General features: G+C 63.2%; 13 protein-coding genes. 12 read left to right on the top strand and 1 reads right to left on the bottom strand.

The features are described 5' to 3' along the window. Window positions 1-214 precede the first annotated feature (214 nt). From J2X01_RS21350 to J2X01_RS21405, 12 genes are all read left to right on the top strand, one after another. Entirely contained in the window at window positions 215-1,426 is a 1,212-nt protein-coding gene (locus tag J2X01_RS21350; RefSeq protein ID WP_310062367.1) for an acyl-CoA dehydrogenase family protein, read from the top strand. Continuing rightward, complete coding sequence (locus J2X01_RS21355; protein WP_310062370.1) at window positions 1,423-3,594, top strand: acetate--CoA ligase family protein; 2,172 nt, start codon at window positions 1,423-1,425, stop codon at window positions 3,592-3,594. Before J2X01_RS21350 ends, J2X01_RS21355 begins: the two co-directional genes overlap by 4 nt. Before the next feature lie 10 nt (window positions 3,595-3,604). Further along, the gene (locus tag J2X01_RS21360) at window positions 3,605-4,720 is read left to right on the top strand and encodes an acyl-CoA dehydrogenase family protein (RefSeq protein WP_310062373.1); all 1,116 of its coding nucleotides are present in this window, start codon (window positions 3,605-3,607) and stop codon (window positions 4,718-4,720) included. A 2-nt stretch (window positions 4,721-4,722) separates the two neighbouring features. Further along, complete coding sequence (locus J2X01_RS21365) at window positions 4,723-5,136, top strand: Zn-ribbon domain-containing OB-fold protein (RefSeq protein ID WP_310062376.1); 414 nt, start codon at window positions 4,723-4,725, stop codon at window positions 5,134-5,136. Beyond that, a complete protein-coding gene (locus tag J2X01_RS21370) occupies window positions 5,133-6,293 on the top strand; it encodes a thiolase C-terminal domain-containing protein (RefSeq protein ID WP_310062379.1) in 1,161 nt (386 codons plus the stop codon). Before J2X01_RS21365 ends, J2X01_RS21370 begins: the two co-directional genes overlap by 4 nt. Before the next feature lie 32 nt (window positions 6,294-6,325). Beyond that, a complete protein-coding gene (locus tag J2X01_RS21375; protein WP_310062382.1) occupies window positions 6,326-7,222 on the top strand; it encodes an SDR family oxidoreductase in 897 nt (298 codons plus the stop codon). A 16-nt stretch (window positions 7,223-7,238) separates the two neighbouring features. After that, window positions 7,239-8,099 (top strand): MaoC/PaaZ C-terminal domain-containing protein, encoded by an 861-nt coding sequence (locus J2X01_RS21380; RefSeq protein WP_310062385.1) that lies wholly within the window; start codon window positions 7,239-7,241, stop codon window positions 8,097-8,099. An 88-nt stretch (window positions 8,100-8,187) separates the two neighbouring features. Then, entirely contained in the window at window positions 8,188-9,369 is a 1,182-nt protein-coding gene (locus J2X01_RS21385; protein WP_310062388.1) for an acyl-CoA dehydrogenase family protein, read from the top strand. 74 nt (window positions 9,370-9,443) lie between these two features. Further along, complete coding sequence (locus tag J2X01_RS21390) at window positions 9,444-10,574, top strand: flavin reductase (protein WP_310062393.1); 1,131 nt, start codon at window positions 9,444-9,446, stop codon at window positions 10,572-10,574. 91 nt (window positions 10,575-10,665) lie between these two features. Further along, window positions 10,666-11,448, top strand: coding sequence for an electron transfer flavoprotein subunit beta/FixA family protein (locus J2X01_RS21395; RefSeq protein WP_310062396.1), 783 nt, complete (start codon window positions 10,666-10,668; stop codon window positions 11,446-11,448). A gap of 23 nt (window positions 11,449-11,471) precedes the next feature. Continuing rightward, a complete protein-coding gene (locus J2X01_RS21400) occupies window positions 11,472-12,443 on the top strand; it encodes an electron transfer flavoprotein subunit alpha/FixB family protein (RefSeq protein WP_310062399.1) in 972 nt (323 codons plus the stop codon). 60 nt (window positions 12,444-12,503) lie between these two features. Further along, window positions 12,504-13,265: an SDR family NAD(P)-dependent oxidoreductase gene (locus J2X01_RS21405; RefSeq protein ID WP_310062402.1), complete on the top strand. Its 762-nt coding sequence runs from the start codon at window positions 12,504-12,506 to the stop codon at window positions 13,263-13,265. A gap of 135 nt (window positions 13,266-13,400) precedes the next feature. Here the strand turns inward: J2X01_RS21405 and cofC are convergent, their stop codons facing one another. After that, complete coding sequence (gene cofC / locus J2X01_RS21410; protein WP_310062404.1) at window positions 13,401-14,135, bottom strand: 2-phospho-L-lactate guanylyltransferase; 735 nt, start codon at window positions 14,133-14,135, stop codon at window positions 13,401-13,403. Window positions 14,136-14,339: the final 204 nt, after the last annotated feature.

Genomic DNA, 14,339 nt, shown 5'->3' on the forward strand with positions numbered 1-14,339 from the left:
TCCGCTGCCCCCGCCGGAAACCACGCCGCTACGCGGAGGTTTTCAAATGAGGCAACGTATCCGGCTACGCGGAGGTTTTCTACGAGTCAACGCGGACCCTTGTTTACATACCGACTGGATGGTATCGTCTGAAAAAGGCCGGACCCAACTCGATGTTAACCGCAAAGTCATATCACGCACCCGGGTAACACCCCGACGCGAAAGGGAGTTCGTTGTGAGTCGTGCAGGTCAGTCAAGTGAGAAGTTACGATCTGAGATCGGGCAGTGGATCAGCCAAAACCTGCAGCCCGATCTGGTCGGCATGGACGACATGGACGTGGAGCGGGAGATCTGGGGAAACCCTGACAATCCAAAGCACGCGGCTTTCCTTGCCTACGAAAAGGCGTCTTTGGAAGCGGGCTTGGTCTGCCCGCATTGGCCCGAGGAATTCGGCGGCCGCGGCTTTAATGAGCTTCAGATGGCTGTCCTGGCGGAAGAACTGGCAGCGGTCGGCATGCCCCGGTTGACGCGCGGCATGGGCGAGCGGCTCTGCGGGCCTTCAATAATCGCGCATGGAACCCCGGAGCAGCGGTCTCGTCTTCTTCCCCGGATCATCAGCGGTGAAGATCGATATTGCCAAGGGTTTTCCGAGTCTGGTGCAGGCTCTGACCTGGCCGCAGTGGCCACCCGGGGGGTTGTCGAGGGCGATGAGATCGTCATTACCGGGGAGAAGATCTGGACTTCGAGGGCGCATCTCGCCAACGTGATGTTCCTGTTGTGCCGAACCGACTCCAGCGTCCCGAAGCATGAGGGAATCTCATTCGTCATTGTCCCGATGAAGGACAACGGGATCACCATCAGCGAAATCATCACGATGGCGGGGGACAACGCCTTCTGCCAGGAATTCATCGAAGGAGCACGAGCACCCCTGAAGAATGTGATCGGTGGTCTCGGCGGCGGGTGGAAGGCCGCGATGACGACGCTCGGCAGTGAACGAGGCGCGGTCGCGGCCGTGCAGCATCTCCAGTACGAGCAGGAGCTCGATGAACTGGTCAGGCGGGGCCGGGAACTGAACCGGCTTGCTGATCCGCAGGTACGGCAAGAGCTTGCCTGGGCATTCTGCCAGGTGCACGTCATGAAGGCCACGGGGGAGCGCGTCCTGGCCAAGCTCGCCAGCGGTGAGGAACTGGGTCCCGAGGCTTCGCTGACGAAGATTGTCTGGAGCGAGTACCACCGCCGCCTGGGCGAGATTGCCATGGATCTTCAGGGCGCGGACGCCTTGGTCCGCCCCGAAGGGAACGGTTACAAGGTGGACCGTTGGCAGAAGGCCTTTTTGTCCAGTCGTGCGGAAACGATCTTCGCGGGAACGAGTGAAGTTCAGCGCCGGATCATCGCGGAGAGAGTCCTTGGCCTTCCCCGCGAAAAGCCCGCGCGGGCCGGCATATGACGAACGTGATCGACACCGTTCCGGACATAGATCCCGCTTCGCTGGCCGGCAGGCTGTTTCAGCCGCGGTCGGTGGCCCTCGTAGGGGCAACTGACCGCTCCCGCTGGTCCACGCAGACGTTCGAGAACCTTCGTCTATACTCGCCCGACGTCTCCGTGTACTGCGTGAGCCCGAAAGGCGGGACGGTTCACGGTGTCCGGGCTTACGCGTCGCTCGCCGACATCGGCGCACCTGTCGACCTGGTGTACGTCATGACTCCGCGGGAGACCGTGCCGGGGATCCTCCAGCAGGCAGCTGCAGCCGGCGCACGCGCCGCCATCGTGCTGACCGCAGGTTTCGGCGAGAGCCAGGACGGGATCCTGCACCAGTCGGCTGTGGTCGCGGCCGCAGCCGATGCCGGCTTGGCGCTCCTGGGCCCTAACGGCAACGGCTTCATCAATGTGAACGACCGGGTCGTGCCGTTCGGGCTCTCTCTGCCCCGGTTTCCGCAGGCGGGCCCTGCATCATTCGTCCTGCAGTCCGGCGGCCTCGTCAAGCCGGTCCTCAGCCTTGCGGACGCGTGGGGTGTAGGAGTGGGGATGGTGGCCTGCAGCGGAAACGAAGCGGCGCTCACGGCAGCCGACATCGCACGCGGACTCCTCGAAGACGACAGGACCGGCGCCATTGGCCTGTTCCTCGAGACAATCCGGGATCCTGGGGCATTCCGGAGCCTGGCTGCTCGCGCCGTCGAGCTGGACAAGCCGATCGTGGCGCTGACGGTTGGCCGAAGCGACGTCGCGAAGCGTGCCGCACTGGCGCACACGGGCGCGCTGGCAGCAGACTCAGCCGTCACCTCTGCGGTCCTTGAGTCTCTTGGGGTGATCGAAGTTTCCTCGATCGAGGGCCTGGTCGCCACTACCGATCTCCTGGCACGCGGCATCCGCCCGCGCGGCAATCGGATCGCCGTGATCGGTGCTTCGGGCGGGGCCTGTGAATTGGTGGCGGAAAAGGCTTCCGAACTGCGGATAGAGCTCCCTGAGTTCTCGGAAAGGAGTCTGACCGCGCTCTCGGCCGTGCTCCCGGACATTTCTCACGCGCAGAACCCGCTTGACGTCACCGGCTTCGCGACCGTCGACCCGCTGCTGCCGGTGAACGCGTTGAAAGCCTTTCTTGCAAGCGGTGCCGAGGACGTGGATGCAGTGCTTTTTCAGGCAGTCGTGATCCCGCCCGACAATACTCCGGATCCGGATGCTGCCCGGAGGCACTTCAGCGAGATCGCCAAAGTCGTCCGGTCTGCAAAGCTTCCTGTCCTGCTTCAGGACGAGGTGGCGGCACCGGTGTCTGATCTCGGAAGGGATATCCTCGCCGTGGAAGGGCTGAACAGGCTGGCCGGAGTGGAAATCGGGCTTACTTCCCTGGCGCATGCGATGCGATGGTCTGCCCGCCGCCAGGCTCTCATATCGCGCAGGGAAGATAGCCGGGCCGCGGTGACACTGGGGCCGTACGACAAAGGCGCCAGGTTCTCGGAATTTGACGCGCTTTGGCTCTTGGCCAGCGGCGGGGTTCCGACGATCCGACAAACACTTGCCACGACGGTCGGCGAGGCCGTGGCGGCTGCCACCGGGCTATCCGGGGCCGTCGCCCTGAAGGTCTGCTCGCCGGACATCCTCCACAAATCGGACATTGGTGGTGTGGCCCTCAACATTCAGGGGGCGGACGCTGTCAAGGAAGCGTACGAAGGCATGGTGGGCCGGGTATCGGCGGCACTGCCGGATGCACAAGTCGACGGCGTCCTCGTCTCGCCAATGCGGCACGGCGGAGTCGAACTGGTGGTCGGGATCAACCGCGATCCCGTTTGGGGGCCCATCCTCGTCCTCGGACTCGGGGGCGTTCTGGTCGAGATCCTAAAAGACGTCGTCCTCAAACCGCTCCCTGTCACCCGTTCCGAGGTTACCGAGATGCTGTCAGCGCTGCGGGGGGCAGCGCTACTCCACGGTGCCCGGGGCGAGGCCCCGGTCGACCTCGCGCAGCTGACAGATGCAGTCCTGTCGCTCGCCGATGTAGCGGCCGCGCTCGGTGGAGATTTCCAGTCCATAGAAGTCAACCCCCTGCGCGCGGACCACCAGACTGTTGAGGCGCTTGACGCATTGATCTTGTGGGCCGACGAAGCAACCCAAAGCGTGGAATAAGGAGAATCGCATGGCATTGAGCTACACCTCTGAGCACGAAGAGCTGCGGGGTTCCATCCGTAAATTTCTTGACAGCGAGACAAACGCCGCCAAGCGTCATTTGTTGGCCGACTCGACAGGCGCATATGACGTACCCCAGTGGAAGACGATGGCCCAGGAACTCGGCCTCCACGGAATGGCGATCCCGGACGAGTACGGCGGATCAGCGTTCGGCTTCATGGAGCAGTCCGTCGTGATGGAAGAGATGGGCAGGGTCGTCCACCGCTCGCCATACTTCTCGACGGTCATTCTCGCGGCCACCGCGCTGCAGCTCGGTGACGATGAAGCTGCGCGTGCCCGCTGGCTCCCGGGCATTGCCAGCGGCGACGTCATCGGCACAGTGGCGCTCGTCGAGGCCGACGGCGACTGGTCAGCCAGCACGATTACCACTAAAGCGCGGGTGGAAGATGGCGGGCGCAGCCTCTACGGCGCCAAGAGCTTCGTGACCGATGGAGCAGCGGCGGAACTGATCATCGTATTGGCGGACAGCGACGAGGGCGAGATGCTCCTTGCCGTGGATGCCCGGGAGCCGGGCACGGCGGTGGTCGACCTCCCGGTGCTCGACCAGACCAGGCCTTTGGCCACGGTGATCTTCAACGGGGCCTCCGGAACTGTCCTGGCCACAGGAGCCCGCACGCGCGAAATCCTTGCTCAACTGCTGGATGTGGCGCTGTCAGCTTTGGCCGCCGAACAGGTTGGCGGTGCGGCCCGATCACTTGAGATGGCGGTCGAGTACGCCAAGATCCGTGAGCAGTTCGGAACGGCTATCGGTAGCTTCCAGGCGATCAAGTTCAAGGCAGCCGACATGCTGCTCCAGCTCGAAGCCGCCCGCTCAGCGGCGCTCTACGCTGCCCGGGCCGTCTCCGACGATGCCGCTGACAGGACCGCCGCTGCAGCAGTGGCGAAGGCAGTCTGCTCGGACGCGTACTTTGCCATCGCGGCGGAGTCGATTCAGATCCATGGCGGGATCGGGTTCACCTGGGAGCACGACGCCCACCTCTACTTCAAGCGTGCGAAAGCCTCGGAACTGCTGTTCGGTAACGCCGACGTGCACCGTGAACGCTTGGCCAAGCAGCTGGGCTGGTAGACATGACCGAGAAGACGAGCCCTGAACCTACCCCAGACACGCAACCGTTCTTTGATGCCACCGCCAGAGGTGAGTTGAGGCTGCCGAAGTGCCGCACTTGTGGAGAGCTCTTTTTCTACCCCCGAAGCTGGTGCCCGAAGTGCTCGTCAGAGGACTTGGAATGGGTGCTCTGCTCGGGACGCGCACGGTTGCACTCATATCTGATCAACACCCGCCCGGCCCCAGGCTTCGAGGAGGAGAGCCCGTACTCCATCGCGATCGTCGAGCTCGAGGAAGGGCCGCGAATGATGACGAACATCGTAGGTGTTCCCCAAACCCCGGAGCATCTGGTGCTGGACATGCCCCTTGAGGTTGTCTTTGACAAGCACGGTGACGTCGCTGTTCCGAAGTTCGCTCCGGCGGGTGAAGCCGCGTGACGATCAAAGGAAAAGTTGCAATCGTTGGTGCTGCGGAGACGGCACGGCTCGGCAAGATTCCCGATCAATCCGCGATGCAGCTCCACGCTGAGGCTGGCCTCCGGGCATTGCGCGACGCCGGGTTGACCATCCACGATGTTGATGGCATCGCTTGCGCAGGGGAGTCGCCTGTCGAGGTCGCGGAGTACCTGGGAATCACGCCCGCCTACCTCGACGGTACCCACGTGGGAGGGGCATCGTTCATGCTCCACGTGCGCCACGCCGCTGCAGCGATTGCTGCGGGGCTGTGCACAACCGTGCTCATCACCCACGGTGAGTCAGGCCGCTCGCGTGTCGGAATGCAGCCCTGGGCGCCGGCCCCGCAATCGATGCGTGGACAGTTCGAGGTGCCGTACGGGGTGATGGGTCCGCCGACGACCTTCCCTATCGGGCTCCTTCGCTACATGAAGACCTATGGAATGACGCCCGAGCAGCTTGCGATGGTCCCGGTCGTGCAGCGTCAATGGGCAGCCATGAATCCGCGGGCGAAGCTCCAGGACCCCATCACGGTCGACGATGTACTTTCGTCCCGCATGGTGGCCTACCCGATCCACCTCCTGGAGTGCTGCCTGGTCACCGACGGCGGTGCCGCCGTCGTACTTACTTCGCTGGAGCGAGCAATCAGCCTGGACCTGGCGCACGATCCCGTCGTCATCCTCGGCGCAGGAGAGTCCAGCGAGTCGGCCATGGTGTCCATGATGGAAGACGTCACCTCGTCAAAGGCCTTCCGCGCAGCCGGGGACCGGGCATTCGCAGAGGCAGGGGTCGACCGAAACGAGGTCGACCATCTAATGATCTACGACGCCTTCGCGCACGTACCGATCTATGGCCTGGAGGATCTTGGCTTCGTCGGGCGCGGAGAAGCGCCCGCATTCATCGAAGATGGCAACACTGCGCCGGGCGGGCAACTGCCAATGAACACCAACGGCGGGGGGTTGTCCTACACCCACACCGGCATGTACGGAATGTTCGCTATCCAGGAGTCGGTTCGTCAATTGCGCGGGCAGGCATCGGCTCAAGTGCCCGGCGTCAACGTGAGCGCTGTGCTTGGCAACGGGGGGATGTTCATGAGCGCGGGAGTACTCATTCTCGGAACTCCCGCTGCCGTCTCGAATTGACCAGTATTGGGCTACCCGAAAGAAGGCCAAACATGAAAGACCTCGTCTGCGACGGCCGCGTCGTGATTGTCACAGGTGCCGGTGGCGGGATCGGGCGGCACCACGCACTGGAGTTCGCCCGGCAGGGCGCTAAAGTCGTTGTCAACGACCGGGGTGTGCAACTCGATGGCTCCAACGACTCCGCGTCAGCGGCAGACGCCGTCGTCGAAGAGATTATCAATCTCGGCGGCGAGGCTGTCTCGGACCACAATGACGTCTCCGACATGGCCGGCGCCGAGGCGATGGTCAAAGGAGCTATTGGCCACTTCGGTGAACTCAACGTGCTGGTGAACAATGCAGGCATCGTCCGTGATCGCACAGTCGCCAACATGGCCGAGTCCGAATGGGACGACGTCATCCGGGTGCATCTGAAGGGGACCTTCGCACCCACCCACTTCGCGAGCCGATACTGGCGCTCCTTGCATAAGGAGGGGCGGCCCGTTCCCGCGAGGATCATCAATACCACTTCGACTTCGGGGCTGTTCGGAAACACCGGACAGTCGAACTATGGGGCTGCAAAAGCAGGAATCGCCTCCTTCACCATCATCACGGCCATGGAACTGCACCGCTACGGGATCAAGGTCAACGCCATCTCGCCAGGCGCCCGGACACGGATGACAGCCGGGCTGATTGATGAGCCTGAGGGTGACTTCGACCCATTCGATCCGGCTGCCATAGCGCCCTTCGTCGTCTGGCTGGGATCTGACGCAGCCGGCGATGTCACCGGACAGGTTCTGGGAGTGACGGGCGGAACCGTCACCGTCCTCGAAGGATGGCGGCCCGGCCCTTCCGAGGAGCGTTCACATATCTTCACGGTCCAAGAAGTCGGGGAAGTCGTGCCGAAGCTGTTGGCCGGGGCATACACAAACCCGCGACTTCCCCAAAGCTGAACCGGACGGGACGATCATGGCGCTAAATCTCCAATCCGTCGGCCGTGAGAACGGGCCGCACACACTCCAGTGGACCGAGCGGGACACTTTGCTGTATGCGGTGTCTGTCGGAGCCGGGCAGGATCCCGTCTCCGAGCTTTCGATGACCACAGAAAACAGTGACGGCCTGCCGCAGCGGGTCCTTCCATCCTTTGGCGTGGTCATGGGGCAGCAGGTCCTCAGGCCTGACATCGGCGACTTTGACCGGTCCAAGCTGGTGCACGCCGAACAGCACTTCGAGTTGCATCGGCCGCTGACTGCGACGGGCGCCGCTTCGGTGACCGCGAAAGTTAGCGCGATCCACGATAAGGGCAGCGGGGCGCTCGTATGGACCGAGACGACATCAATGGATGCCGGAACAGGCGAGCCGCTGCTAACCGCACGATCCGCAAGTTTCATTCGTGGCGAAGGCAATTTCGGAGGTGAGCGGGGGACTGCCGTCACCTGGGAGGCCCCCCAATCGAAGCCTGATTACGAGCTGCTCATGCCGACCCGTCCTGAGCAGGCGCTTCTGTACCGTCTCAACGGCGACCGCAATCCGTTGCACTCGGACCCGAAATTTGCTGCGCAGGGCGGGTTCGACCTTCCCATTCTCCATGGGATGTGTACTTTCGGGTTCTCGTGCCGCGCGCTCGTGGCTACAGTGGCCGATGGAGATTCGCGCCGGCTCACCTCCATGGGAGGCCGTTTCTCATCTCCCGTCTGGCCCGGCGACGCCCTGACGGTTCACATCTGGAAGGACAACGAGGACGTCCTCTTCCGCACGCTTCGCAGTGACGGGACGGTTGTTATTGACCATGGCCGTGCCAAGCTATCCGGCCCCGCCGGCTCTGATTGATGCGGGGCGAGGCCCATGGCAGCGTCCGGCCCGAAATGACCGCCGACGGAACTACTCGAAACTCAGACTAGGACTATGAAGGAGACCCATGGCGTCAATCACGAAGCCGCGAACCGCACTCGAACTTTTCAGAATTGATCAGCTGCTTTCGGAGGAGGAACTCTCGATCCAAGCGGTCATCAATCGGTTCTGCGCCGACCGGATCCGCCCCCAGCTGGCCGGATGGTTCGAAGCCGGAGCTCTGCCGGCCAAGGAACTGGCGCTGGAGCTTGGCGGCCTGGGGGTGCTGGGAATGCATCTGGAAGGTTATGGCTGTGCCGGGATGAGTGCCACTGCCTACGGGCTCACATGCATGGAGCTGGAGGCGGCCGACTCGGGGATCCGGTCGTTGGTCTCGGTCCAGGGGAGCCTGGCGATGTATGCGATCTGGGCTTACGGGAGCGAGGAACAGAAGCAGGAATGGCTTCCCAGCATGGCTGCTGGTGAAGCTATCGGCTGCTTCGGCCTGACGGAACCCGACCGGGGGTCGAATCCGTCGGGAATGCGGACCTTCGCCAAGCGGGATGGTGAGGACTGGATCATCAACGGCGCCAAGATGTGGATCACAAACGGCTCGATAGCGGATGTTGCAGTCATTTGGGCACGCACCGACGTCGGCGTACGTGGTTTCCTGGTCCCGACCAACACCCCGGGGTTCTCCGCTCCCGAGATCAAGCACAAGCTCTCGCTTCGGGCCAGCGTCACGTCGGAGCTGGTTCTGGAGTCCGTCAGGCTCCCGGCTTCCGCGATGCTGCCGGAAGCGCTGGGACTCCGCGCGCCGCTCGGATGCCTCAGTGAGGCGAGATTCGGCATTGTCTTCGGCTCCCTGGGCGCCGCGCGTGATTGCCTTGAGGTTGCCACCGCCTACGCGCTCGACCGCGACGTGTTCGACAAGCCGCTGGCGGGCTTCCAGCTGACGCAGGAGAAACTGGCGAACATGGCGCTCGAGCTGGGTAAAGGCATGCTGCTTGCCCTTCATCTTGGAAGGCTGAAAGAGACCCACGCCTTGGAGCCGGACCAGGTGAGTTTGGGGAAACTCAACAATGTGCGGGAAGCGATCCGCATTGCACGCGAGTGCAGGACGATCCTCGGCGCCAACGGCATCTCTTTGGAGTACCCGGTAATGCGCCATGCTAACAACCTGGAATCCGTATTGACCTATGAGGGCACAAGCGAGGTGCACACCCTCATCATCGGCCAGGCATTGACCGGCCTGCCAGCCTTCCGATGAGTCTCGCCGCTGGTGTGACAGCGGATGCAGTCACCCGCCAATCTTTGACCGGTTAACACCGAATCGAGGCAGCAATGAATGTTGAACTGGACCCCATCCACTTCCGTCAGGTCCTGGGCCAATACCCGACCGGTGTCGCAATTGTGACGGCGGTGAGCCGGAGCGGCGAGCCCATAGGTATGACGGTGGGATCGTTCAGTTCGGTGTCCCTGGACCCACCGCTGGTCGCTTTCATGCCCGACAAGAACTCGACTTCCTGGCGGGCGCTACAGGACTCCGGCGATAGGTTCTGCGTCAACCTCCTCGGGGCTGACCAGGAAAACATCTGCAGATCCGTGGCGGTTCGCAAGGAAAACAAATTCGCGGACATCGCTTGGAGGAAATCCCCCCAAGGAAGCCCGCTCATCGTGGATTCGGTCGCATACATCGACTGCACGATTGAGGCAGTCCATGACGTCGGCGACCACAATATTGTCATCGGTCGTGTCCAGGACCTAGCTGTTGAAAACGCGTCATACCCGCTCCTGTTCTTCCGTGGCGGCTACGGTTCCTTCCGCCCGTTGTCCCTGGCAGCGCGGGATATCGATCTGCTTGACCAGCTGAGGCTCATTGACTTCGCGCGACCGCACATGGATGAGCTGGCCCATCACTTTGACAGCGAAGTCACCGTCACGACCTTGCTGAACGATGAGTTGGTGCTCGCTGCCGCGGCTGGCCGGGCCAGGCATCAGATCGTCCCTCGACAGGTTGGCCAGCGTGAACGGTTCAGGGCTCCACTCGGGACTGTGTACGCCGCCTGGGGCGAGCCGGCACTGCGGGAGCGATGGATCGAAAACTCAGGTCAGTCCGCCACGCCCGAGCAGATCGAGGAATACCGCCAGATACCGGACCGCGTCCGGGATCGAGGAGTCGCCGTTTCTCTTGTCCGCAAGAGCCCGGCACCGGATGGAGTTTCCCCGGCCCGCGGGGCGGAGGCCTGGTACAACCCCGAATCCCTCGACGGACTTGAGGGATTCGAGCTCCGCTCCGTTTCGGCCCCGGTATTCGACGCCCGAGGCCGGGTGGCATTCGCCCTCACGCTGTGGGGGACTCGGGGCGGGCCCGCAGCTCGCGCCACCGTTGAAGAGTACATCTACCGCCTGTTGGAAGCGTGCGAAGCAGCGACCAAGGCGGTCGGGGAAATGACAAATCGAGACATCCGCTGAAGTCAGGCCCCTCTGCACAAGAGAAGAGCCCTCGCCCGTGATCAAAGTTCGCATTGCAAGGGCAGCAACGCACATATCAAAGGAAACCCAAATGAAAATTGCAGTGCTGATCAAACAGGTTCCGGACACGTACGGCGACCGCAAGATGGGTCAGGGCAGCGGAACGGTGGACCGTGCCGCAAGCGATCCGGTGATTGATGAGATCAACGAACGGGCCGTCGAGGCCGCCCTTCAGATCAAAGAGAAGGACGGCGGCAGCAAAGTCACGGTCATCACCATGGGCCCACCGCGTGCCGCGGAGGCGTTGCGGAAGGCTCTGGCCATGGGCGCTGATTCGGCGGTGCACATCAGCGACGATGGCCTGGCTGGTTCCGATTCGTTGCAGACCTCGTCCGTCCTCGCTGCGATGCTCAGAGACCGGGATTTTGGGCTCATAGTTGCCGGCAACGAGTCCACCGACGGCCGCACCGCGGCCGTGCCGGCGATGCTCGCGGAACGACTGGGGGTGGCCCAGGTGACTTACCTGCGTTCCCTCACGGTCAGCGGCGGAATCGTCTCGGGTGAACGGGTGACTGAGGACGGCTACATGGAAGTCAATGCCCCCCTGCCAGCCGTCGTCTCGGTCACCGAGCAGGTGGCCGAACCGCGCTTCCCGAATTTCAGGGGAATCATGGCCGCCAAGAAGAAGCCGTTTGAAACACTCACCCTGTCTGATCTGAAGCTGCCGGCCGGGGAGACAGGTGCCGAAAATTCGTGGTCCAAGGTCAGGGAAGTCAGGACACGGCCCGAGCGTGCCGCCGGAACAATAGTCGTCGATGACGGGACCGCCGGGTCCCAGATCGCCGATTTCCTCGCCAAAGCCAAATTGATCTAGCCCTGGAATCTAGGAAGGATAATATGTCTCAAGTACTGGTCCTTGCAGAACACCAGCAGGGGAAACTGAAAAGCAACGTCGCAGAGCTGCTCGCGGCCGCCGCGCAGCTCGGCGAGCCGGCAGCCGTCCTGGTCCGCCAGACTGGCACCGGGGAAGGATTGCCCGCCGATCTTGCCAATCTAGGTGCAGCCACAGTGTACGTGGCCGATATCGACGATGCCGACTCGCTCTTGGTGACACCCCAGATCGCAGCCCTGGAATCCGCCGTTTCCGCCTCCGGTGGTGTGTCTGCGGTACTGGTCGGCAATTCGATCGACAGCCGGGAAACAGCGGCAAGGCTGGCCGTCCGGATCGGTGCGGCACTGCTCAACGACGTCGTGGGATTAGAGACAACGACCGAGGGCGTGATTGCAACCCAGCAGGCCTTCGGAGGAGCCTACACCGTCAGGTCCGTGGCTGCCCGGGGGATCCCTGTGATCTCCCTGCGGCCAAACGCCGGGGAGTTGACCACCCCAGCTGTGGAGGCGAAGGTAATCCCGCTGACGGTCAGCATCGGTGCGACCGCCACTGCCAGGATCAGTGACCGCCACGAACGAGGGACCGTCTCCACCCGTCCGGCCCTGCAGGCAGCAGACATCGTCGTGTCCGGTGGACGAGGCCTGGGCTCCGCCCAGAACTTCGTCCTGGTCGAACAGCTTGCCGATGCCCTTGGCGCGGCCGTTGGTGCCTCCCGCGCCGCCGTAGACGCGGGATTCTGCACCCAGAACATGCAGGTCGGTCAGACCGGCATCACCGTCTCGCCCAATCTGTATCTGGCGGTGGGCATCTCCGGTGCCATCCAGCACCGGGCAGGAATGCAAAACTCCAAGACGATCGTGGCGGTCAACAATGATGCCACCGCCCCCATCTTTGAGGTGGCCGACTTCGGTGTCGTCGGGGACATTTTCACCGTAGTGCCCCAACTGATCGAAGCGGTCAGCGCCCGGCAGCGTTAGCGCAGCCAACGCCAGGGGCGATTCGGGGCCAAGAAAACCACTATCGAGAGGGTCCAGATCATGGAAATACCAGGCTCAGTTGCGCTGGTTACAGGCGGGGCGTCCGGGCTGGGCCTGGCCACCGCCACACTTTTGCACCAAGCCGGGGCAAAGGTAATACTTGTTGACCTGCAGCAGTCGGACGGTGAGCGGCAGGCCGCGCAGCTCGGTGCTGGTGCGACGTTTGTAGCAGCCGATGTCACAGACCCCGACCAGATCGCGGAGGTTGTGAAAAGAGCCAGTACCTTCGGCCCGCTCAGAATCGCGGTCAACTGTGCCGGCGTTGCCACACCCGGAAAGATCATCGGCCGGTCAGGTCCGCTGCCACTCGCCGATTTTGACCGGGTCATACGGATCAACCTCAGCGGAACATTCAACGTGCTTCGGCTCGCCACGGAAGCCATGCAAGCGCTGGAGCCCGTTGGCGAGGAACGAGGAGTGGTTATCAATACTGCTTCGGTGGCCGCATTCGACGGTCAAATCGGCCAGCCTGCCTATGCAGCATCCAAAGCGGCAGTGGCGGGGCTAACCTTGCCCGCGGCACGTGAATTCGCGAGCAGTTACATCCGGGTGATGGCTATTGCGCCGGGAATCTTCGAAACTCCAATGATGGCCGGACTACCGGAAGAAGCCAGGAATTCTCTGGGAACCCAAGTTCCCCATCCGTCGCGGCTGGGGCGCCCTGGGGAATACGCAGCACTCGTCCGGCACATAGTGGAGAATCCTATGCTAAACGGCGAGACCATCCGGCTGGATGGCGCCATAAGGATGGCCCCCAGGTAACTACCTAACCACCATGCACAGCAGGTCGGCCGCGGACGGGGAAGTCAATGACCCGCGTCCTTCCATCTCGTGTGCCGTACCGCAGGTCTGTGCCCGCGGACCCGGCCCTACCCCGAAGCCCTGCTGGGCATAGTCCTAATGCCGGGCTCTCCGACCGGCTGCACCGAGCGGTGACTGCGGTCCGCCTGGATCGTCCAGGCGCTCCAGCCGGGGCCAGGCCCATGGCTGGAGTACTGCAGACCGGGTGTATTTGCCCACGCCTCGTCGCAGCGACTGGTGGAGGTCTTCGACAGAGTCAACGTCCCGACGCAGTGTGGAGACTGCCGGGATGGGCAGAACAGTATGTCCGGCCCGGACGTGTGCCAGGAACGAGTCCAGGCCGAACTGCGGCCTTACCGCTGTTCCGGGGAGGGCACAGATCATGGTGCTTCCCGAGCCGTGGATATCGGGCACCACGGAGAGCGGGTGCTTCGCAGCCAAACTGAGTGCTGCGGCCAGGTCCCGGGAGTCAAGGCAGGGAAGGTCGCCGGTCAGGACGGCGACCGGGCGGCGGGGGTTCAGCGATCTCGCCCTGTCGATGCCCGCCGTAGCGGCAATGTTCAGCCCCTGTCCCGGATCGGCCAGGAGAATGATGTCCGGGATAGTGGTCAGCAGTACCGGGTCGGAGGAGACGACGATGATGTCCGCAACGCCAGGGACAGCCGCGGCTGCCGCGACAGTGTCACGCAGGAAGGCCAAGGCCAGACGGTGACGCATTCTGGGCCGGAGGCCTGCGACGCCCCCCGCAGCGTGGCCAAGCCTGCTTTTGGCTGCGAGGCCACCCTTGTACGGGACCACGATCGTCCATCTCTCTGCGCAAGCTGAATCCATAAGGGACTTCTCCTTTCTCCTGGACGGTGGGCGCGCCTTTCAGCCGGCTTCGGGCCGGCTCACAGCGGCCGCACACCGATGGACACCGGGACTCTTACCGAATCCGTGCGGCCACCGTCGGCCTCCGCGGTCAGCACCCGCAGGGACTTCCCGGTGGCGCCGTAGCCCTGGTCCGCGTATTGGCGGGCGGTGGCCAGACGTTCC

Source organism: Arthrobacter ginsengisoli (assembly GCF_031456935.1).
Classification (GTDB): Bacteria; Actinomycetota; Actinomycetes; order Actinomycetales; family Micrococcaceae; genus Arthrobacter; species Arthrobacter ginsengisoli.

Bases quoted from the DNA above. Each gene is read 5' to 3' on its own strand.
- J2X01_RS21390 (WP_310062393.1), top strand. From the start codon at position 9,444: ATGAATGTTGAACTGGACCCCATCCACTTCCGTCAGGTCCTGGGCCAA.
- J2X01_RS21400 (WP_310062399.1), top strand. From the start codon at position 11,472: ATGTCTCAAGTACTGGTCCTTGCAGAACACCAGCAGGGGAAACTGAAA.
- J2X01_RS21360 (WP_310062373.1), top strand. From the start codon at position 3,605: ATGGCATTGAGCTACACCTCTGAGCACGAAGAGCTGCGGGGTTCCATC.
- J2X01_RS21375 (WP_310062382.1), top strand. From the start codon at position 6,326: ATGAAAGACCTCGTCTGCGACGGCCGCGTCGTGATTGTCACAGGTGCC.
- J2X01_RS21385 (WP_310062388.1), top strand. From the start codon at position 8,188: ATGGCGTCAATCACGAAGCCGCGAACCGCACTCGAACTTTTCAGAATT.
- J2X01_RS21405 (WP_310062402.1), top strand. From the start codon at position 12,504: ATGGAAATACCAGGCTCAGTTGCGCTGGTTACAGGCGGGGCGTCCGGG.
- cofC (WP_310062404.1), bottom strand. From the start codon at position 14,135: ATGGATTCAGCTTGCGCAGAGAGATGGACGATCGTGGTCCCGTACAAG.
- J2X01_RS21365 (WP_310062376.1), top strand. From the start codon at position 4,723: ATGACCGAGAAGACGAGCCCTGAACCTACCCCAGACACGCAACCGTTC.
- J2X01_RS21355 (WP_310062370.1), top strand. From the start codon at position 1,423: ATGACGAACGTGATCGACACCGTTCCGGACATAGATCCCGCTTCGCTG.
- J2X01_RS21395 (WP_310062396.1), top strand. From the start codon at position 10,666: ATGAAAATTGCAGTGCTGATCAAACAGGTTCCGGACACGTACGGCGAC.
- J2X01_RS21380 (WP_310062385.1), top strand. From the start codon at position 7,239: ATGGCGCTAAATCTCCAATCCGTCGGCCGTGAGAACGGGCCGCACACA.